18 protein-coding genes are annotated in these 19,394 nt (G+C 74.1%); 13 read left to right on the top strand and 5 right to left on the bottom strand.

From position 1 onward, the window contains the following. Positions 1 to 139 precede the first annotated feature (139 nt). The 3 genes from ACZ7G3_RS22855 to ACZ7G3_RS22845 form a co-directional block, all read right to left on the bottom strand. Complete coding sequence (locus ACZ7G3_RS22855; protein ID WP_470927942.1) at positions 140 to 682, bottom strand: type 1 glutamine amidotransferase domain-containing protein; 543 nt, start codon at positions 680 to 682, stop codon at positions 140 to 142. 95 nt (positions 683 to 777) lie between these two features. After that, entirely contained in the window at positions 778 to 1,263 is a 486-nt protein-coding gene (locus tag ACZ7G3_RS22850; RefSeq protein ID WP_470927940.1) for a CBS domain-containing protein, read from the bottom strand. A 21-nt stretch (positions 1,264 to 1,284) separates the two neighbouring features. Then, on the bottom strand, positions 1,285 to 1,692 hold the full coding sequence (locus tag ACZ7G3_RS22845) for a DUF2795 domain-containing protein (RefSeq protein ID WP_426597467.1): 408 nt from the start codon (positions 1,690 to 1,692) through the stop codon (positions 1,285 to 1,287). 202 nt (positions 1,693 to 1,894) lie between these two features. Between ACZ7G3_RS22845 and ACZ7G3_RS22840 the strand changes: the two genes are divergently transcribed. The 8 genes from ACZ7G3_RS22840 to ACZ7G3_RS22805 all read left to right on the top strand — a co-directional run bounded on the left by ACZ7G3_RS22840 (position 1,895) and on the right by ACZ7G3_RS22805 (position 10,610). After that, positions 1,895 to 2,050 carry a hypothetical protein gene (locus ACZ7G3_RS22840; RefSeq protein ID WP_470927938.1) on the top strand — a complete coding sequence of 52 codons (156 nt, stop codon included), beginning with the start codon at positions 1,895 to 1,897 and terminating at the stop codon, positions 2,048 to 2,050. 69 nt (positions 2,051 to 2,119) lie between these two features. Further along, the gene (locus tag ACZ7G3_RS22835) at positions 2,120 to 4,516 is read left to right on the top strand and encodes an ATP-binding cassette domain-containing protein (RefSeq protein WP_470927936.1); all 2,397 of its coding nucleotides are present in this window, start codon (positions 2,120 to 2,122) and stop codon (positions 4,514 to 4,516) included. A gap of 60 nt (positions 4,517 to 4,576) precedes the next feature. Continuing rightward, positions 4,577 to 5,005 carry a helix-turn-helix domain-containing protein gene (locus ACZ7G3_RS22830; protein WP_470927934.1) on the top strand — a complete coding sequence of 143 codons (429 nt, stop codon included), beginning with the start codon at positions 4,577 to 4,579 and terminating at the stop codon, positions 5,003 to 5,005. Positions 5,006 to 5,010: 5 nt separating this feature from the next. After that, complete coding sequence (locus ACZ7G3_RS22825) at positions 5,011 to 5,427, top strand: VOC family protein (protein WP_426597463.1); 417 nt, start codon at positions 5,011 to 5,013, stop codon at positions 5,425 to 5,427. 508 nt (positions 5,428 to 5,935) lie between these two features. Further along, the gene (locus ACZ7G3_RS22820; RefSeq protein ID WP_426517681.1) at positions 5,936 to 6,730 is read left to right on the top strand and encodes an RNA polymerase sigma factor SigF; all 795 of its coding nucleotides are present in this window, start codon (positions 5,936 to 5,938) and stop codon (positions 6,728 to 6,730) included. A gap of 351 nt (positions 6,731 to 7,081) precedes the next feature. Beyond that, the gene (locus ACZ7G3_RS22815) at positions 7,082 to 7,990 is read left to right on the top strand and encodes a hypothetical protein (protein WP_470927932.1); all 909 of its coding nucleotides are present in this window, start codon (positions 7,082 to 7,084) and stop codon (positions 7,988 to 7,990) included. A gap of 140 nt (positions 7,991 to 8,130) precedes the next feature. Continuing rightward, entirely contained in the window at positions 8,131 to 9,525 is a 1,395-nt protein-coding gene (locus ACZ7G3_RS22810; protein ID WP_470927930.1) for an aminotransferase class I/II-fold pyridoxal phosphate-dependent enzyme, read from the top strand. Continuing rightward, positions 9,522 to 10,610 (top strand): MBL fold metallo-hydrolase, encoded by a 1,089-nt coding sequence (locus tag ACZ7G3_RS22805; RefSeq protein WP_470927928.1) that lies wholly within the window; start codon positions 9,522 to 9,524, stop codon positions 10,608 to 10,610. The genes ACZ7G3_RS22810 and ACZ7G3_RS22805 overlap by 4 nt, the downstream gene beginning before the upstream one ends. 166 nt (positions 10,611 to 10,776) lie before the next feature. Here the strand turns inward: ACZ7G3_RS22805 and ACZ7G3_RS22800 are convergent, their stop codons facing one another. Together ACZ7G3_RS22800 and ACZ7G3_RS22795 are read right to left on the bottom strand one after the other, a co-directional pair. Then, positions 10,777 to 11,403 (bottom strand): DedA family protein, encoded by a 627-nt coding sequence (locus ACZ7G3_RS22800; RefSeq protein WP_426597459.1) that lies wholly within the window; start codon positions 11,401 to 11,403, stop codon positions 10,777 to 10,779. Further along, entirely contained in the window at positions 11,400 to 12,173 is a 774-nt protein-coding gene (locus tag ACZ7G3_RS22795; RefSeq protein WP_426597458.1) for an MBL fold metallo-hydrolase, read from the bottom strand. The genes ACZ7G3_RS22800 and ACZ7G3_RS22795 overlap by 4 nt, the downstream gene beginning before the upstream one ends. Before the next feature lie 82 nt (positions 12,174 to 12,255). Here ACZ7G3_RS22795 and ACZ7G3_RS22790 point away from each other — a divergent pair, with 82 nt between their 5' ends. From ACZ7G3_RS22790 to ACZ7G3_RS22770, 5 genes are all read left to right on the top strand, one after another. Further along, the gene (locus tag ACZ7G3_RS22790; protein ID WP_470927926.1) at positions 12,256 to 12,657 is read left to right on the top strand and encodes a hypothetical protein; all 402 of its coding nucleotides are present in this window, start codon (positions 12,256 to 12,258) and stop codon (positions 12,655 to 12,657) included. Between the two features lie 102 nt (positions 12,658 to 12,759). Beyond that, positions 12,760 to 14,904 (top strand): phage holin family protein, encoded by a 2,145-nt coding sequence (locus ACZ7G3_RS22785; RefSeq protein WP_470927924.1) that lies wholly within the window; start codon positions 12,760 to 12,762, stop codon positions 14,902 to 14,904. An 84-nt stretch (positions 14,905 to 14,988) separates the two neighbouring features. Further along, a complete protein-coding gene (locus ACZ7G3_RS22780; RefSeq protein WP_470927922.1) occupies positions 14,989 to 16,401 on the top strand; it encodes an amino acid permease in 1,413 nt (470 codons plus the stop codon). 78 nt (positions 16,402 to 16,479) lie between these two features. Continuing rightward, positions 16,480 to 17,541, top strand: coding sequence for an ATP-binding protein (locus ACZ7G3_RS22775; RefSeq protein ID WP_470927920.1), 1,062 nt, complete (start codon positions 16,480 to 16,482; stop codon positions 17,539 to 17,541). Next, positions 17,538 to 19,346: a vWA domain-containing protein gene (locus ACZ7G3_RS22770; RefSeq protein ID WP_470927918.1), complete on the top strand. Its 1,809-nt coding sequence runs from the start codon at positions 17,538 to 17,540 to the stop codon at positions 19,344 to 19,346. The genes ACZ7G3_RS22775 and ACZ7G3_RS22770 overlap by 4 nt, the downstream gene beginning before the upstream one ends. Positions 19,347 to 19,394 lie beyond the last annotated feature (48 nt).

Raw genomic sequence — 19,394 nt, 5'->3', positions numbered from 1 at the left:
CCCCCCCCCCCCCCCCCCCCCCCCCCCCCCCCCCCCCCCCCCCCCCCCCCCCCCCCCCCCCCCCCCCCCCCCCCCCCCCCCCCCCCCCGGGCCCGGCGTGAGGCTCTCGCCCCGGCCTGCGGCCGTCCGCCTTGCCTCCTCAGCCGTCCGCCTTGCCGAACTCGGCGAGGAAGGTCTCGCAGAACGCCTCGAGATCGTCCGGCTTGCGGCTGGTGACCAGGACGTTGTCGCCGTGGTCGCAGACCTTCACCTGCTCGTCGACCCAGGTGGCGCCCGCGTTGCGGAGATCGGTCTCCAGGCTGGGCCACGAGGTCATGACCCGGCCGCGTACGACGTCCGCCTCGACGAGCGTCCACGGGGCGTGGCAGATGGCGGCCACCGGCCGGCCCTGCTCGAAGAACTCCTTGACGAAAGCCACGGCCTTCCCGTCCATTCGCAGGAAGTCCGGGTTGGCCACGCCGCCGGGCAGGACCAGCCCGCCGAACGAGTCGGCCGACGTGTCGCCCACCACCTCGTCCACGGGGAACGTGTCCGCCTTGTCGAGGTGGTCGAAGCCCTGGACCTCGCCGGGCTGCGTGGAGACGAGCACGGGTTCGTGGCCCGCCTCCTCTGCCGCCCGCCACGGCTCGGTCAGCTCGACCTGCTCCACGCCCTCGGGCGCGGTCAGAAATGCGATGCGCATGTGGTCGGATTCCTTTCCTGGCGCGCCGGCCGGCGTCGCCGCCCCGCGCGCGTGTGTGTGGGTCGTCCGGTCGTGGGTGTCGTGGCGAGCCCGTCCTACTCGCTGTCCATGGCGTCGGGTCCGGCGTCGGGTCCGTCCGTGGCGTCGGGGCCGGCGTCCGCTTCCGCGCGGCTGATGTCGGCGAGAGCCGAGGCGGGATCCCGGGCCTCGGCCAGGTCGCCGAGGCTCACCAGGCCGACCGGCAGCCCGTCCTCCACGACCGGCAGCCGTCGCACGGCGTGCTCGCGCATCAGCGTCTCCGCGTCCGCGACCGGGTCGTGCGGGGAGACCGTCAGCGGGTCACGGGTGCAGACCGCCCGGACGCCGACCGCCATCGGGTCGAGGCCTTTCGCCACCGCCCGCACCGTGATGTCCCGGTCGGTGAGCAGGCCCGTCACGCCCCGCCCGTCCGCGACCACCACATCACCGATGTGGTGGGTGCGCATCAGCCGCGCCGCCTCGACGAGGGAGGCGTCCGGGCGGACGGCGGTCACACCCGGGGTCATGACGTCCCGCACGTACTCGGCCAACCGCTCGGCCATGAGGACCGCCCTTTCCGGCGCCTACGTGCTCCGCGCCCCGGCCGGTCCGGATCCGCCGTGCTCGGTCAGCGCCACCGCCAGTTCCTGGACGTTGTCGTAGCGCGCCTTGTGCGGCAGCCGTTCCAGACCCTCGACGAGGGCGTCGGGCGCGTTGCCGCGGCGCAGCGCGCGGGTCAGTTCCCGCGGGTTCGCGGGGAAGGTGCCCCGGGTCAGGTTCCGGGCCAGTTCGAGCCGGAGCGCCTCCAGATACGTCGGCCCGCGGCCCGGCGTCACGGGTCCGTAGGTGACCTCCGGGTCGTCCTCCGCGGCCGGTTCCGGGTCGTTCCACTCCTCGCTGCGGGTGGGGTGCCCGGACCTGAGCAGACCCTGCAGTTCGTGCTTCATCTCGTCGTCACGGTGGACGCTCATCCGGTCACTGCCTCGCTGCATGTCTCCCTCCACATCCTTCGGGGTGCCGACCGCGTACCCGGGCACCGCGGGCCGACACGGAAACATCCGGACGGGCCCGATCCGATTTCCCCCGGCACGCTGCGTGTGCCCGCGTGCACCGCGGGTTTGCCCGGCGGGTACGGGGAACCCGGCCCGCGCGCCACCACCCCCCACGCCCACCCCTTGTCGGGAAGGACGGATCATGGCGGTGCTGCTCGCTGTGTTCATCCCGGTCCTCATGCTCGGCGTGGTGCTGGCCCTGGGCCGCTACGAGGAACTGGTGCTGCCGGGCACCGCGCCGCCGTCCGACGAAGGCCCCGACGCGGCCGAGGCCGTGGCCGGGCCGGCAGATCAGTAATCGAGAAGCGAGGCCCGTGGCGCTCCGTCTAGCGTGTCCCTGCTGACCCGCCCGACGGATGGAGACACGATGAGCAGCGCCAGGAGAACGGACCGTCAGTCGGCCGTGCCACACGTCGCCGACAGCCATGATCTGATCCGTGTGCACGGTGCCCGCGAGAACAATCTCAGGGACATCAGCATCGAGATCCCCAAGCGCCGGCTGACGGTGTTCACCGGCGTCTCCGGCTCGGGCAAGAGCTCGCTGGTGTTCAACACGATCGCCGCCGAGTCGCAGCGGCTGATCAACGAGACCTACAGCGCCTTCGTCCAGGGCTTCATGCCGACGCTCGCCCGCCCCGAGGTCGACGTCCTCGACGGCCTGACCACCGCGATCATCGTGGACCAGCAGCGGATGGGCGCCGACCCCCGCTCCACGGTCGGCACCGCCACCGACGCCAACGCGATGCTGCGCATCCTCTTCAGCCGGCTCGGGGACCCGCACATCGGCCCGCCCAGCGCGTACTCCTTCAACACCGCCTCCGTCCGGGCGAGCGGCGCGATCACCGTCGAGCGCGGCAACAAGAAGGCGGTGAAGGCGACCTACGAGCGCACCGGCGGCATGTGCAACCGCTGCGAGGGCCGGGGCAAGGTCTCCGACATCGACCTCTCCCAGCTCTACGACGACTCCAAGTCGCTGTCCGAGGGCGCGTTCACCATCCCCGGCTGGAAGTCGGACAGCCAGTGGACCGTGCAGGTCTACGCCCAGTCCGGCTTCGTGGACCCGGACAAGCCGATCCGCGAGTACACCGAGAAGGAACTGCGGGACTTCCTCTACGGCGAGCCGGTCAAGGTGAAGGTCGGCGGCGTCAACCTCACCTACGAAGGACTGATCCCGAAGATCCAGAAGTCGTTCCTGTCCAAGGACAAGGAGGCGATGCAGCCGCACATCCGAGCATTCGTGGAGCGGGCGGTCACCTTCACCACCTGCCCCGAGTGCGACGGCACCAGGCTCAGCGAGGGCGCCCGGTCGTCGAGGATCGGGAAGATCAGCATCGCCGACGCCTGCGCGATGGAGATCCGCGACCTGGCCGAATGGGTCCGCACTCTCGACGACCCGTCGGTGGCGCCGCTGCTCACCGCGCTGCGGGACACCCTCGACTCGTTCGTGGAGATCGGCCTCGGCTACCTCTCCCTCGACCGTCCGGCGGGCACCCTGTCGGGCGGCGAGGCCCAGCGCGTCAAGATGATCCGCCACCTCGGCTCCTCGCTCACCGACACCACGTACGTCTTCGACGAGCCCACCGTCGGCCTGCACCCCCACGACATCCAGCGCATGAACGACCTGCTGCTGCGGCTGCGGGACAAGGGCAACACGGTCCTCGTCGTCGAGCACAAGCCGGAGACGATCGCGATCGCCGACCACGTCGTCGACCTCGGTCCCGGTGCCGGCACGGCGGGCGGCACCGTCTGCTTCGAGGGCACCGTCGAGGGCCTGCGGGCAAGCGGCACCGTCACCGGCCGCCACCTCGACGACCGGGCCTCCCTCAAGGAGACGGTCCGCAAGCCCACCGGCGTCCTGGAGATCCGCGACGCCACGACGCACAACCTCCAGGGCGTCGACGTCGACGTCCCGCTCGGCGTGCTCTGCGTGGTCACCGGCGTGGCCGGCTCCGGCAAGAGCTCGCTGATCCACGGCTCGGTCCCGGCCGGCGCGGGCGCCGACGTCGTATCGGTCGACCAGAGCCCCATCAAGGGCTCCCGGCGGAGCAACCCGGCGACGTACACCGGCCTGCTCGACCCGATCCGCAAGGCCTTCGCCAAGGCCAACGGCGTCAAGCCCGCCCTCTTCAGCGCCAACTCCGAGGGCGCCTGCCCCACCTGCAACGGCGCCGGTGTCATCTACACCGACCTGGCGATGATGGCGGGCGTCGCGACGCCGTGCGAGGACTGCGAGGGGAAGCGGTTCCAGGCCTCGGTCCTCGAGTACCGCCTCGGCGGCCGGGACATCAGCGAGGTCCTCGCCATGTCGGTGGCGCAGGCGGAGGAGTTCTTCGGCGCCGGCGAGGCCCGTACCCCGGCCGCGCACAAGATCCTCGACCGGCTCGCCGACGTCGGGCTCGGCTACCTCACCCTCGGCCAGCCGCTCACCACGCTGTCCGGCGGCGAGCGCCAACGGCTCAAGCTGGCCACCCACATGGGCGACAAGGGCGGCGTCTACGTACTCGACGAGCCCACCACCGGCCTGCACCTCGCCGACGTCGAGCAACTGCTCGGCCTCCTCGACCGGCTCGTCGACGCCGGCAAGTCGGTCATCGTCATCGAGCACCACCAGGCGGTCATGGCGCACGCCGACTGGATCATCGACCTCGGCCCCGGCGCCGGCCACGACGGCGGCCGGATCGTCTTCGAGGGCACCCCCGCCGACCTAGTCGCCGACCGCTCCACCCTCACCGGCGAGCACCTCGCGGCGTACGTCGGCGCCTGACCGCGAACGAGCCCGCAGCGCCGGTACCGGGGGCGCCCGGCGCTGTGGGATCGTGGTGGGGTGACGACGTTGGAGGACCTGGCCCGGCTGCGCCGGGCCCGCGACCTGATGGACCGCAGATACGCCGAGCCGCTCGACGTCCCGGCGCTGGCGCGCGTCGCCCTCATGTCGGCGGGCCACTTCTCCCGCAGCTTCCGCGCCGCGTACGGGGAGACGCCGTACAGCTACCTGATGACGCGCCGGATCGAACGGGCGAAGGCCCTGCTGCGACGCGGCGACCTGTCCGTCACGGAGGTCTGCTTCGAGGTCGGCTGTACCTCGCTCGGCTCGTTCAGCACACGGTTCACCGAACTGGTCGGCGAGAGCCCGAGCGCCTACCGGGCCCGCGACCACGCCGACGGCGCCGACATCCCCGCCTGCGTCGCCAAGATCTACACGCGACCGGTCAGGAACGGAGAAGCGAGGCCCACGCCCCCGCCCGTAGCGTGAAGCGCATGGACATCAACCTCTCGCAGTGCTTCATCGCCGTCGACGACCACGACAAGGCGCTCGCCTTCTACCGGGACGTGCTCGGACTCGAGGTGCGCAACGACGTCGGGTTCGAGGGCATGCGCTGGGTGACCGTCGGCTCCCCGGCCCAGCCCGGCGTGGACATCGTCCTCGAACCCCCGCTCGCGGACCCGAACGCCTCGACCGCCGACAAGGAGGCCATGGCCGAACTGCTGGCCAAGGGCCTGCTGCGCGGCGTCATCTTCACCACCGACGACGTAGACGCCACCTTCGAACGCATCCGGGCCGCGGGCGCCGAGGTCCTCCAGGAGCCGGTCGACCAGCCCTACGGAGTCCGCGACTGCGCCTTCCGCGACCCGGCCGGCAACATGCTGCGCTTCAACCAGCCGCGCCGGCGGTGACTCCGAGGGCCGCCGCGGTGAGGCCCTGACCCGAGGACCGACGGAAGGCCCTGACCCGAGGACCGACGGAACCGTCGGCGCCGAGGCGCGCGCGTCACCAACCCGGAGGGACCGGGCGTGCGCGTACGCGCGAGGAGCGCGGCCGTCCCCGCTCCCGGCCCGGCGGGCAACTCCCGCACCTTCCCCTGGAACCCCGGGCCCGCGCGGAGAATCTCCGGGTGTTTGCCGTGTGGTCCAGGGGGCAGGCGCAAGTTCAGTGCTTCGGACAGGAGGCACGTCCGTGGGAGCGGCGCGACGCCGTCACGGATGCGTCCGTCCGGGCCGGACGCCCTCCCATGGTGACCGCCCGAACCCAAGGGCCGCGTCGTCGCACCGGTGACGCCCGTCCCGCGCGCCGGAGGCCGCACGAACTCCGGCACCGGCCGCACCGGCCGCACCGGTCGCGCCTGCCGGGCCGTCGCCCGGCGCGACGACAGGGCCCCGCGCTCCGAGGGAGTTGCGACGCACCATGCCGATCCACGCCAGCGTGAAGCACCCGCACGACGACGCCCCCGACACCGCCGACGCCTTCCGCCGACTCACCACCCTTCCCGACGGCCCGGAACGCGACGCGGTCCGCGACCGGATCGTCGAGGCCTGGCTCCCCATGGCCGAACGGCTCGCGGGACGGTTCCGCAGCCGCGGCGAGAGCTACGAGGACCTGCGCCAGGTCGCGGCCCTCGGCCTGGTCAAGGCCGTCGACCGGTACGACCCCGAGCGCGGCAACGCCTTCGAGAGCTACGCCGTGCCGACGATCACCGGCGAGATCAAGCGCCACTTCCGCGACCACATGTGGACCCTGCACGTGCCGCGCCGGGTCCAGGACCTGCGCAACCGCGTGCGCTTCGCCGGCCAGGACCTGTCCCAGACCATCTCCGGCCGCAACCCCACCGTCGCGGAGATCGCCGAGCACGCCGACCTGAGCGAGGAGGACGTCCGGGTGGGCCTGGAGGCACTGGAGAGTTTCACGGCACTGTCCCTGGACGCGGAGCTCCCCGGCAGCGAGGACGGCTACTCACTCGGCGACGCCCTCGGCGACCTGGACCCGGCCCTCGACACCGTCGTCGACCGCGAGGCGGTCAAGGACCGCCTCGCCGCCCTGCCCGAGCGGGAACGCGCCATCCTCTACATGCGCTTCTTCGACGACATGACCCAGAGCCGCATCGCCGAACAGCTCGGCATCTCCCAGATGCACGTCTCCCGTCTGATCAGCCGGTGCTGCAACCGGGTGCGGGAACAGGTGCTGCGGGACCAGGCGGCCTGAGCCGGCGGGGTCGCAGCGGTGGCGGCCCGGTCCGGCGGGTCGAGACCACCGGGCCGAGCCGACCGGCTCGCCCCAGCTGGGACGGGGCCGTCGCGGAGGCCTCGCTCGGCGGGGCCGCGGGCGGCCCGGCGGGACGGGTCCGGAGAAGGCCGATTCGGCGACGCCGGCCCGGCGGGCCGTTCCGGCCGGGCCCGACCCGTGGTGAGTGTGGCGAAACCAGGGGCTCACCCGCCCGGGCGACCCGTTCCCGCGAACGGCGCACGGTGGCGCGCGCCCGCGTACCGGGCGGGCTGTGATGGCCGAGGGGGCGCGATTGCCGTGCCCCCGCCGTCGCTCGAAGGAGCCCGCCCCATGCGCCGCACCGCCCGCGCCCTGTCCACCGCCGTCCTGGCCAGTGCCGCCCTCGGCGTCAGCGCAGGGTCCGTCTCGGCCGACCCCGGCGTCCCCCCGCCGTCGGCGGGCGCCGGTGGACCCACCGCCGAGGTCAGCCCGGCCGACGTGGCACCCGGCGGCCTCGTCACCGTCTCCGTCTCCTGCGCCCCGACCGGCGGGACCGCGCCCGCGACCCTCGACGCCACCTCGCCGGCGTTCGAGGAGGGCACCGTCGAGCTGCGCAAGGTGAAGGGCGACGACGGGACGACGCCCGGGCTCGCCTACCGGGGCACCGCCCGCATAGTCGCCGCCGAGGACATCGAAGCCGCCCCGGACGCCGCGGGTTCCGAGGAGGCGTGGACCGTCGACGGCGCCTGCCCGGAGGCGTCCGGCGGCGAGGGTGATCCGTGGAGCGCGACGATGACCGTGCCCGGGGCGCACGGGGCCGGCGCCGCCGCATCCCCGTGCCCCGAGCCCGCCGCACCGGGCGGGTCCTCCGCGCACGGCGAGCACGCCGCACCGGGCGGGCCCTCCCCGCACGGCACGTCCTGCGCCACCGAACCGGCGTGTCCCGAACCGGCGGCCGGGCATGGCGAGCCCTCCGCGCACGGCGAGCACGCCGCACCGGGCGGGCCCTCCCCGCACGGCACGTCCTGCGCCACCGACCCCGCGTGCCCCGAACCCGCGGCTCCGCACGGTGAGACCTCCGCGCGGCGAAAGCCCTGCGGCGGCGGGGCCGTGGAGCACGGGGTGCGGGCCGGCACCGGCGGCGCCTTCACCGACTCGGTGCCCGCACTGGTCGCCGGCGGCGCCCTGATCGCAGGCGCGTTCGGCGCGGCCGCGCACCGGCTGAGGCTCCGCCTGCGCGGAGACGCCGAGCACCGCTGATCCGCACGCCGGTGGACCGCGTGCCTCCGCTCACCGGGGCCACAGCCATGGCAGGCCGCCACGGTGGGTACTGGGAGCAACGAAGGAGCACCCGGCCGGGCGCGACAGGACACGGCACCACGGACTGCGCGGAGGCACGCATGCGGCGGACGGACCGTGAAGGCCACGAGGCGGGCCACGACCGGGTGGGCCACGAGGCGGGCCACGACCGGGTGGGCCACGAGGCGGGCCACGACCGGGTGGGCCACGAGGCGGGCCACGACCGGACGGGCCACGACCGTGGAGGCCGTGCCGACGGACATGACCCCGTGGGGCACGGCCCCGTCCGCTATGGTCCGCACCTCCCCGACGACGGACTGCCCGTGCTGCCCGAACTGTCCGCCGTACTCGCCGCCGCCGCGGGCCGCGGCCGGGACGAACCGGCCGGCGGCGCCCCCGCCCTCCTGGACGCCGCCTGCGCCTACTGGGACCGGCGCGGCCTGCCCACCGCGCCCGGCCACGTGGCCGCCGCGCCCGGCGCCAACGCCCTGCTGCTCGCGCTGACCGCCGCGCTCGGCGGCGACGTCCTGGTTCCCCGCCCCTGCGCCACCTGGTGGGCGCCCTACGCCCGGCTGCTGGGCAGACCCGTCTTCCACGTGCCGACCCCGGCCGAGTCCGGCGGCGTCCCCGACCCGTACGCCCTCCTGGAGACCGTCCGCCGGGTCCGTGCGGAGGGCGGCGACCCACGACTGCTCGTCCTGTCCGTCGCCGACGACCCCACGGGCACCGTCGCGCCGCCCGAACTGCTGCACGAGACCGTCGAGGCCGCCGCCGACGAGGGACTGCACCTGGTCAGCGACGAGACCTGGCGCGACACCGTGCACGATCGGCACGCCACCGTGCTGCTCAGCCCCGCCGAGATGCTGCCCGGACGGGTCACCGTCGTCACCGACCTGGCCGGAGCGCTGATGCCTCCGGGCTGGCCGGCCGCCGTCGCCCGCTTCCCTGCGTCCGCCGCCGGAGACGGCCTGCACGCGCGCGTACTCGACGTACTCACCGCGCTCGGCGCCAACGTCGCCGCGCCCGTCGCCGCCGCCGCCGGGTACGCGCTCGCCGAACCCGAGCCGGTCACCGCCCGCCGGTCGGCCGCCGTACGCCTGCACGCGCGCGTGGCCGCCGCCGTGCACTCCGCCGTCGTCGCCGCGGGGGCCACCGCCCGGCCACCACAGGCCGGCCGCCACCTGTACGCCGATCTCAGCCCGCTGCGCGACGCGCTCGGTGCCCAGGGCGTCGGCGACGCCCAGGAACTGGAGGACTTCCTCACCGCCCGGCTCGGCATGCCCGCCCCCGGCGGCCACCGCTTCGGCGACGACCTCCCGGCCCTGCGCGTCCGGCTCGCCACCGGCCCCCTGCTCGGCGGCACCGACGAGCGGCGCGCGGAATGCCTCACGTCCCCCGACCCGTTGGAACTGCCGCACGTCCACCGCGCGCTGGCCGGCCTGAAGTCGGTCTTCGACGATCTCCGCGACGCTCAGCGATGGGAGTCTCCTCGATGACGCAGCAGCCCCGGTCGACCACGCGTACATCCACGTCCACGTCCACGGCTACGCCCGCCGGGGACACCGAAGCGCCTCCGGTCCCGTCCTCCTCGTCCTCCTCGGCCTCCTCGTACCCGCCGCTCGCCGATCCCCGGCCGATGTCCGAACACCGGGTGTGGCCGCGGACCTTCCACGACCGGCTCACCGCGCCGCTGCCCGGTCTGAAGGCCTTCGCCAGATTCGCCCGCGAGGGCGCGGTGAGACCCGGCCCCGAGGGCCTCGCCGACATCCCCCGGCTGCCCTACGCCCCCGGCCCGCTGCCCCGCGTGGACGCCCGTACCGTCGCCGTCACCTGGGCGGGGCACGCCAGCTGGGTGGTGCGCATCGGCGGGCTCACCGTCCTCACCGACCCGGTCTGGTCCCGCCGCATCCTCGGCACCCCGGCCCGTGTCACCCCCGTGGGCGTTCCCTGGAGCGCCCTGCCGTGCGTCGACGCGGTCGTCGTCAGCCACAACCACTACGACCACCTGGACGCCCCCACCCTGCGCCGGCTGCCGCGCGACACCCCCGTCCTCGCGCCGGCCGGGCTCGGCCGCTGGTTCCACCGCCGCCGCTTCACCCGCGTCACCGAGCTGGACTGGTGGGAGGCGGTCGAGCTGGACGGCGTCCGTTTCGACTTCGTACCGGCCCACCACTGGTCCAAGCGCACCCTCACCGACACCTGCCGCACGCTGTGGGGCGGCTGGGTCCTCACCGACCCCGGCGGCCGGCGCGTGTACTTCGCCGGTGACACCGGGTACGGCCACTGGTTCACCCGCATCGGCCGCCGCTACCCCGGGATCGACCTCGCCCTGCTCCCCATCGGCGCCTACGATCCCCGCTGGTGGCTGAGCGACGTGCACTGCGACCCGGAGGAGGCGGTGCGGGCCGCCCAGGACGTCGGAGCCCGCCGGATGGCACCGATGCACTGGGGCACGTTCGTGCTCTCCGCGGAACCCGTACTGGAACCGCTCACCCGCGTACGTGCCGCCTGGCAGCGGGCGGGTCTGCCCCGGGAGCACCTGTGGGACCTCCCGGTCGGCGGTTCCCGGGTGCTGGAGTGACCGTCGCTCGCCCGGACCGGGCGCCGCCGCGGGCCGCGACACGCCGGTCGACGCGTCGGACCGCGCGGTCGCGCGCCGCACGCCGTGAGCCCGGCAGGCGATGTCCTCCGGGCCCGCTCGTTCTCCGGGCTCACGCCTCTCCGGGGCCGGCCGAACCGCCGGAGGCCTACGCCTTCGCGGGCCCTCGCCACCGCCGCCACACGCTCGGCGCCCCGCCGACCAGGACGGTCAGCGCGATCGCCGCGGCCACGCCCTCCCAGGGCTCGCGGAACAGCGCGCCGCTCAGGATGCCGATCAGTTGGTACGTCACCGCCCAGGCCAGGCAGGCGGGCAGGTTGCCCCGGGCGAACCGGCGCAGCGGCCACTTGGCCAGCAGACAGGCCAGCATCACGGGTATGCGCCCGGCCGGCACCAGCCGGGACAGTACGAGCACCGCCACATCGTGCTCGGCGAGCTTCCTCTGCGCCTGCTCCAGCCGGTCCTCGGGCGCCCGGGACCGGATCGCCTCCAGCCAGCGCGACCCGTTCTTCGAGCCGACGCCGCGCCGCCCCAGCCAGTACAGCGCCAAGTCCCCGCAGAACGCGGCCAGCGACGCCGTCGCGAACACCATCAGGAGGGAGAACGGCACCGTCTGGTGCATCGCCACCACGGCCGCCGAACTGACCAGCGCGCCCGTCGGCACCACCGGCACCAGCGCCCCGATCAGCACGAGCAGGAACAGCGACGGATAACCGAACGCCTGCTGCGCCGGATCGGCGGGAATGTTCGTCGTGACGGCGCCCAGCCAGCTCACCGCACGACCTCCACCCGGGTCCGCTCGCCGTGCCCCAGCCGGTGCACCGCCACCCCCGGCGCGCGCAGCGCAGCCAGGCGCACGAACTCGTCGCCCGGCGCATGGAACTCGTGGGGGCGCACGGCGTCCATCCCGATCGGCCAGTACGTGCCGTAGTGCACCGGCACCGCCGTGCGCGGCGCCAGCCGGGCCAGCGCCTGTGCCGCACGCCCCGCGTCCAGATGCTCCTCGCCCAGGTACGGCCCCCAGCCGCCCACCGGCAGCAGGGCCGCGTCGACCGGCCCGACCTCCTTCTCCATGCCGTCGAACAGGCCGGTGTCCCCGGCGAAATACGTCCGGGCGTCGCCCTCGACGACATAGCCGAGGGCGGGGGAGCGGTGGGGTCCGAACGGCAGCCGCCGCCCGTCGTGCCGCGCGGGCACCGCCCGTATCCGCAGGTCACCCACCCTGGTCTCGTCGCCGGGCGCCACCTCGGTCAGCTTCAGGTGCCCGAGCCGGCGCAGCCCCACCACCGCCCGGCGTGCGCCCCGGGGCACGAGCAGGCGCGTGCCCGGCGCGAGCCGCGCGAGCGACGGCACGTGCAGGTGGTCGGCGTGCAGATGGGAGACGAGCGCCACGTCCGCGCGCCAGGCGTCCGGCGGCGGCACCGCGCCCCGTCTGCGGCGCAGATGGGCGAGTCTGCGGACGAACAGCGGGTCGGTGAGCACACGTATGTCCGAGTCCTCGACCGTGCAGGTGGCATGACCCCACCACGTGAGCTCCACCGGCACCTCTCTGCCTCCTTCGTGCGACTCCCCGAAGCCTACGTCCAGGGGTAGGGTCGGCGGCGAAAACGGGAGGTGAGGGGGCAGCATGGGGCCGGTGCGGGTGACGGCGATCGCGAGTCTGACGCCGCTGGAGCAGCTGGACGACGATCCCTTCCTGGTCGACTCGCGCAGCCAGCACGCCATGTGCGCCCGCTGGGCCGCGGACCACGGATACGTCGTCGCCAGGGAGCTGCTGGTACGCGGTCTGCGGCCCGACCACGAAGCCCTGTGGGACGGTGTCCGCCCGGGGCACGACCTGTTCGTGGCGCCCAGTCTCCGGGTGCTGGAGAGCGCGCTGTCGTCCGTGGACGAGTTCACCGCGGAGTGCGCGCGACGCGGGGTCCGCGTCGAGACGGCCGGCCACGCGGAACCGTCCTACGACGCCCGGATGAAGGCGTGCGTGCACCGCAGACTGTCGATGCCGACGGCCGGGTACGACGGCCGCTGACCCGGCCGGGTGTGAACCGGACCCGGGGGGACAAACGGGTGCTCCGGACCGTTGTGACAGGGTGGGGAGGGCCCGCGCGGACGACGGGCCGGGACGTGAGGTGTGCGGAGCGTGGGTGGAGGGCGTTGGCGCCGGGTCGCCAGTCAGGTCGGGCGGAGTGTCGCGGTGTGGGCCGTCTCCACCCTCACCATGCTGGTGCTCGCCGGAATCCTGCCGGACTTCCGGCTCCAGTCGCCCGACGGCGACAGCGCGACCGACATCGCCATGACCGCCGCGGTCGGCGCCGGCGCCTTCGGCCTGCTGTCCGCCCTGGTGTGGCCGCTGCTGGTCCGGCTGCTGCTGCTGGTGCCGGCGCTCGTCCTCGGGCTCCTCGTCTTCTTCCTCAACGGCGGGCTGCTGCTCCTCGCGATCGACGTGAACCCGGCCGGGCGCGGCGGTGTCGCCCCCGAGACGGCGGTCGTGGTGGCCGCCGTCATGTCCGCGGTCGCCTCGGCCACCGGCGGTGCCCTGGCCGTGCGGGACGACGACGCCTACCGGCGCCGGCTCTACCGGCTCGCCGACCGCCGCCGCAGAGCCGGCCCGCCCTGCCCGGCCGACCCCGGCACCGTCTTCCTGCAACTGGACGGCGTCGGCCACGACGTCCTGCTGGACGCCGTCGACGACGGCACCATGCCCACCGTCGCCCGCTGGCTCGGCCGGGACGTAACGCCGGCGACCCACCGGCTCGCCCGGTGGCGCACCGACTGGTCCAGCCAGACCGGCGCCAGCCAGCTCGGCATCCTGCACGGCAGCAATCACGACGTCCCCGCGTTCCGCTGGTACGAGAAGGACAGCGGCGAGGTCGTCGTCTGCAACCGGCCGACCAGCGCGGCCGAGCTCCAGCACCGGGCCGTCGAGCGCACCGGCGACGGCGGACTGCTCACCTTCGACGGCGCCAGCCGCGGCAACCTGTTCGGCGGCGGCGCCGACGAACAGGCACTCGTGCTCTCCATCGCCACCCGCCGCCGCAGCCCTCAGACGCGGTCCCGGTCCGGTTACTTCGCCTACTTCTCCGACCCGGCCAACGCCGTCCGCACCGCCATGTCCTTCGTCGCCGAGGTGTGCCGGGAGACCGGCCAGTCCACCCGTGCCCGGGTGCGCAAGGTCCGCCCGCGAGTCTCCCGCGGCGGCCTCTACCCCTTCGTCCGCGCCTTCGCGACCGTCGTCGAACGGGACGTCGTCGTCGCCGCGGTGATGGGCGACATGCTCGCCGGACGCACCGCCGTCTACGCCGACCTGGTGGCGTACGACGAGGTGGCGCACCACTCCGGGCCGTCCAGCCGGGACGCCCGGAAGGTCCTCCAGCGGCTCGACCGCGCGCTCGCGCTGATCGAGAAGGTCGCCGAGCACGCCCCCCGCAAGTACCGGATCGTCGTCCTGTCCGACCACGGCCAGAGCCCCGGCGAGACGTTCCGCACCCGCTACGGCCTCACCCTCGGCGACCTGGTGCGGGCCGGCTGCGGACTGCCGGTGCCGCGCCGCGCCCAGCGCACCCGCAGCGGCGCCGAGGCGCGCAACACCGTACGGGCCGCCCTGCACCGGCCCGTCGAGGAGGGCGCCGAGCAGCAGCGCCCCGCCGACACCCCCACCGGCCGCCGCTCCGAACCGATCGTGCTGGCCTCCGGCAACCTGGGCCTCGTCTCCTTCCCCGACGTGCCGCACCGGATGACCCGGGAGGAGATCGACGCCCGCCACCCCGCCCTGCTGCCGACCCTCGCCAACCACCCCGGCATCGGCTTCCTGCTGGTCCGCAGCGAGAGGCACGGCGGCGTGGTGCTCGGCGCGCGCGGCGCGGAGATCCCCCTGGACCGGCTCGACGAGGACCCCGGCCCGCTCGCGCCCTTCGGACCCGGAGCCGCCGACGCCGTGCGCCGCACGCACTCCTTCCCGCACACCGCCGACATCATGGTCAACTCCTTCCACGACCCGGCCGACGGCGAGGTCCTCGCCTTCGAGGAGCAGATCGGCTCCCACGGCGGACTCGGCGGCGCCCAGTCCCGCGCTTTCCTGCTGTCACCGGTCGTCCTGTCCGCGCCGGTCGCCGAGGGCGCGGAGATCGTCGGCGCCGAGCACGTCCACCGGGTCCTGCGCCGCTGGCTGCGCGAGTCGAACGGCCCGCAGGTGCCCTTGGAGGAACCCCGGTCCCGGGCTGCCGAGAGCGGACCTTTTCCGGTCCCGGACGGGGTCGTACAGGATAAAAGCGCCTGATTTGGAGCCGCGCAGGACCGTGCCCGACCATGGGCGCCGTCCCGGCGATCCCGGGCACCAGTTCCAAGGAAGGCGCCCCACCCCATGCACGTCACCGGGTCCGTCCCCCCACCGGCTCCGGATCCGCAGGAACCCCCCGCGGCCCCCGATTCCGCTCCGGCCCCCGGCAACGGCAGGCACGCCCGCCGCTTCGGGCTCCCCGTCGCCACCGCCCTGGTCATGGGCAACATCATCGGCGGCGGCATCTTCCTGCTCCCGGCCTCCGTCGCCCCCTTCGGCACCATCAGCCTGCTCGCCTTCGGTGTCCTGACCGTCGGCGCCATCGCGCTCGCCCTGGTCTTCGGCCGTCTCGCCGCCCGCGACCCGCGCACCGGCGGCCCCTACGTGTACGCCCGCGAGGCGTTCGGCGACTTCGCCGGCTTCCTCGCCGCCTGGGCGTACTGGATCACCACCTGGGTGTCCAACGCGGCGCTCGCCGTCGCCGCCGTCGGCTACCTCGACGTCCTGATCCCGGTGAACGACCACCGCTGGACCGCCTGCCTGGCCGCGCTCGTCATCCAGTGGCTGCCGGCCCTCGCCAACTTCGCGGGCACCCGCTACGTCGGCGCCGTGCAGCTCGTCTCCACCGTGCTGAAGTTCGCACCGCTGCTGCTCGTCGCGGTCGGCGGGCTGTTCTTCTTCGACGCGGACAACCTCGGCCCGTTCAACGCGAGCGGCGGCAGCGGCATCGGCGCGGTCTCCGCCGCCGCCGCGATCCTGCTCTTCTCCTACCTCGGCGTGGAGTCCGCCGCCGTCAGCGCCGGCGAGGTCAAGGACCCCCGCCGCACGGTCGGCCGGGCCACGGTCATCGGCACCGCGGGCGCCGCCCTCGTCTACCTGCTGGGCACCCTGTCCGTCTTCGGCACGGTCGCCCACGACCGTCTGGTGGACTCCACCGCTCCCTTCTCCGACGCCGTGAACGCCATGTTCGGCGGCGCCTGGGGCGGCTGGGCGGTCGCGCTCGCCGCCCTGGTGTCGATGACCGGCTGCCTCAACGGCTGGACGCTGCTCAGCGCCCAGACCCCGTACGCCGCCGCGAAGGACGGCCTCTTCCCGGCCGCGTTCGCCCGCAGGCGGCGGGGCGTGCCGACGGTGGGCGTGGGCGTCACCGTCGTCCTGGCCTCCCTCCTCACCGTCTACAACTACACGTCCGGCTCGGCGAAGGTCTTCGAGATCCTCGTCCTCGTCACCACCTTCACCGCGACCGTGCCCTACCTGCTGGCCACCGCCGCGCAGATCTTCCACCTGGTCTCCGGGCAGGGCGAGAAGGTCGACCGGGCGCGGCTCGTCCGCGACGGCGTGGTCGCGGCGGTCGCGGCCGGCTTCTCCCTCTGGCTGGTCGCCGGCGCCGGCTACGCGGCGGTCTACCAGGGCGTGCTGTTCCTCTTCGCGGGCGTGCTGGTCTACGCGGTGATGGCGGCCCGCAGGCGGCGCGCGGAGGGGCCCGCCGCACCGTAATTCGGCTGCGCGCGGGCGGCAGGGGACCCACACTGGTGCGGTCCCCTCCCGACATCCCCCCTTCCGAGGAGCCCCTGCGTGCAGGCAGCCGTCACCGTCACTCCCGCCCGACTCCCGGAACTGCTGCTCGGTCTCGCCACCGTGCGGCCGGTCTTCCTGTGGGGCGCACCCGGCATCGGCAAGTCCTCCCTGGTGAGGAACTTCGCCGACTCGCTGGGCCTGGAGTGCGTGAGCCTGCTCGGCACCCAGCTCGCGCCCGAGGACCTGATCGGCGTACCGCAGATCCGGGACGGGCGGTCGGTGTTCTGCCCGCCCGAGACCATCGCACGCGACGAGCCGTACTGCCTGTTCCTGGACGAGCTGAACGCGGCCGGCCCGGACGTGCAGAAGGCCTTCTACTCGCTCATCCTGGACCGCCGCATCGGCAGCTACGAGCTGCCCAAGGGCTCCATCGTCATCGGCGCCGGCAACCGCGCCACCGACAACGCCCTCGCCCGCCCCATCGCCTCCGCGCTGGTCAACCGCCTCACCCACGTCCACCTGGACGCCTCCGCGAAGGACTGGCTGGCCTGGGCCGCCGAGAACGGCATCCACCCCTGGATCACGGACCACCTCACCGACCGCCCCGACCACCTGTGGTCCAAGCCGCCCAAGACCGAGGAACCGTTCTCCACCCCGCGCTCCTGGCACATGCTCTCCGACGCCCTGCACTCCTTCGGGCAGGATCTCGACGAGGAGACCCTGAAGGTCCTCGCGCACGGCACGCTGACCCCCGCCCACGCCACCGCCTTCTGCGGCTACGTCAAGATCGTCCGCAGCCGCTTCGGCATCGAGGCGATCCTCAGGGGCGAGGCCCGCTGGCCCAACCGCCTCCAGGACCGGGACCTGCTCTACTACCTCGCCGAGTCCTTCCGCGGCCGGCTGGTCAAGGAACTGCCCGCGAGCAAGGAACACATGTCGGCGAACGGCCGCCAGACCGCCTACCGCGCCAAGTCGCTGCTCGTCCAGCTCGCCGAGATCTCCGTCGAGGTCGCCCAGAGCGTCATCGCCTCCGACGCCGACGGCAATCCGGTGCTGCCCGCCTGGTTCCTCGTCGAGGCCGCCCGCGACATGCCCCGGCTGGTGGAGGCACGGCGATGAGCCGGGCCGCAGGGCAGAAGCGGAAGAAGAAAAAGAAGGACCCGGCCGCCGAGAACTGCGCCAAGGGCGTGCAGCTGGCGTGGGCCAACCCGGCACTGGCCGCGATGGAGGTCAAGCTGTGCCGGGAGGAGGAGTGCCGGGTCGCACCCCGGCAGGGACTCGTCCGCGTCAGCTCCAACGGCCGGCTCCACCTGCACCCCACCCGCCACGCCGAACCCGCCGAGTGGGCGTGGGCCATCGCGCACGCGCTGATCCACCTCGGCTTCGGCCACGTACCCGCCGCGACCGGGGAGCGCGTCCAGCCCGACCGCTACGACCTCGCCGCCCGCTGCGTCGTCGTCAACCGCTTCCTGCAGACCTTCCCGGTCGGCCGCACCCCGGACGACCTGCCGCCGGCCTACCCCGACGGCGACGAGGAGCGCATCGCCGCCGCCTGGCGCCGCGAGGGTGGCATCCCGGCCGCCTACGAGCACTGCGGCACCGCCGGCCACGAACCCGACCAGCTCCTCGTGCCCTGGGACAAGTACAGCGGCCAGGCCCCGGACTGGCAGCTCGCCTTCGCCCACGCGCTGACCCGCACCATGTCCACCGCCCTCGACCTCGCGGGCGGCCGGCGTGACGACATGCTGGGCGGTCCCACCCTCCTGCACCCCTGGCAGCGGGCCCTGAGCTGGTTCGTCTCCTCCTACCCGCTGCTCGGCGGCATCGCGGCCGGCATCACCCTCGTCGCCGACGCCGAACTGGCCCGCGCCCACGGCATCTCCGTCGCCGCCGTCGACGCCGAGGCCGGCGAGATCTACGTCAATCCGCTGCGGCGCTTCGACGACGAGGAGTGGCGGTTCGTCCTCGCCCACGAGATGCTGCACGCCGCCCTGCGCCACGGCGACCGCCGCGGCACCCGCGACCCCTACCTCTTCAACGTCGCCTGCGACTACGTCATCAACGGCTGGCTCGTCGAGATGCAGGTCGGCACCATGCCCGAGGGCCTCCTGCACGACCCGGCACTGGCCGGCCTGTCCGCCGAGGAGGTCTACGACCGCATGGCCGGCGACCTGCGCCGCATACGCCGCCTGTCCACCCTGCGCGGCAAGGGCGTCGGCGACATCCTCGGCGGTCCGCTCGGCCCGCCCCGCGACCACGTCGACCTCGACGGCTTCTACCGGCGCGGTCTGACCCAGGGACTCGACCTGCACCGGCAGCAGGAACGCGGCTTCCTCCCCGGCGGCCTGGTCCAGGAGATCCGCGCGCTCAGCCATCCGCCGCTGCCCTGGGACGCGCGGCTCGCCCGCTGGTTCGACGAGTTCGTGCCCCGCCCGGAGCCCGTACGGTCGTACGCCCGCCCCTCCCGACGCCAGGCGGCCACCCCCGACATCCCGCGCGCCGGGCGGTACTTCCCGCCCGAGGAGATCGCCCGCTGCACCTTCGGCGTCGTCCTCGACACCTCCGGCTCCATGGACCGCACCCTGCTCGGCAAGGCGCTCGGCGCCATCGCCTCCTACGCCGAGGCCCGCGACGTGCCCGCCGCCCGCGTCGTCTTCTGCGACGCGGCACCCCACGACGCCGGATACCTGCCCGTGACGGAGATCGCGGGCCGGGTGCGGGTGCACGGCCGCGGCGGCACCGTCCTCCAGCCCGGCGTGGACCTGCTGCTGCGCGCCGACGACTTCCCGCCCACCGCGCCCGTCCTCGTCATCACCGACGGATGGTGCGACGTGCTCAGGGTGCGGCGCGAGCACGCCTACCTGATTCCGCGGGGCGCGCGGCTGCCGTTCACCGCCCGAGGACCGGTCTTCCGGGTGAGCTGAGCCGGAGTGTGATCGGATGGGGGTGGGAACCCGGTCGCGGGCTCCCAC

The sequence above is a fragment of the Streptomyces sp. NPDC037271 genome (genome assembly GCF_055603605.1).
Note: the sequence above shows the minus strand (reverse complement) of the source record. Positions and strands in the feature narration are given on the sequence as shown.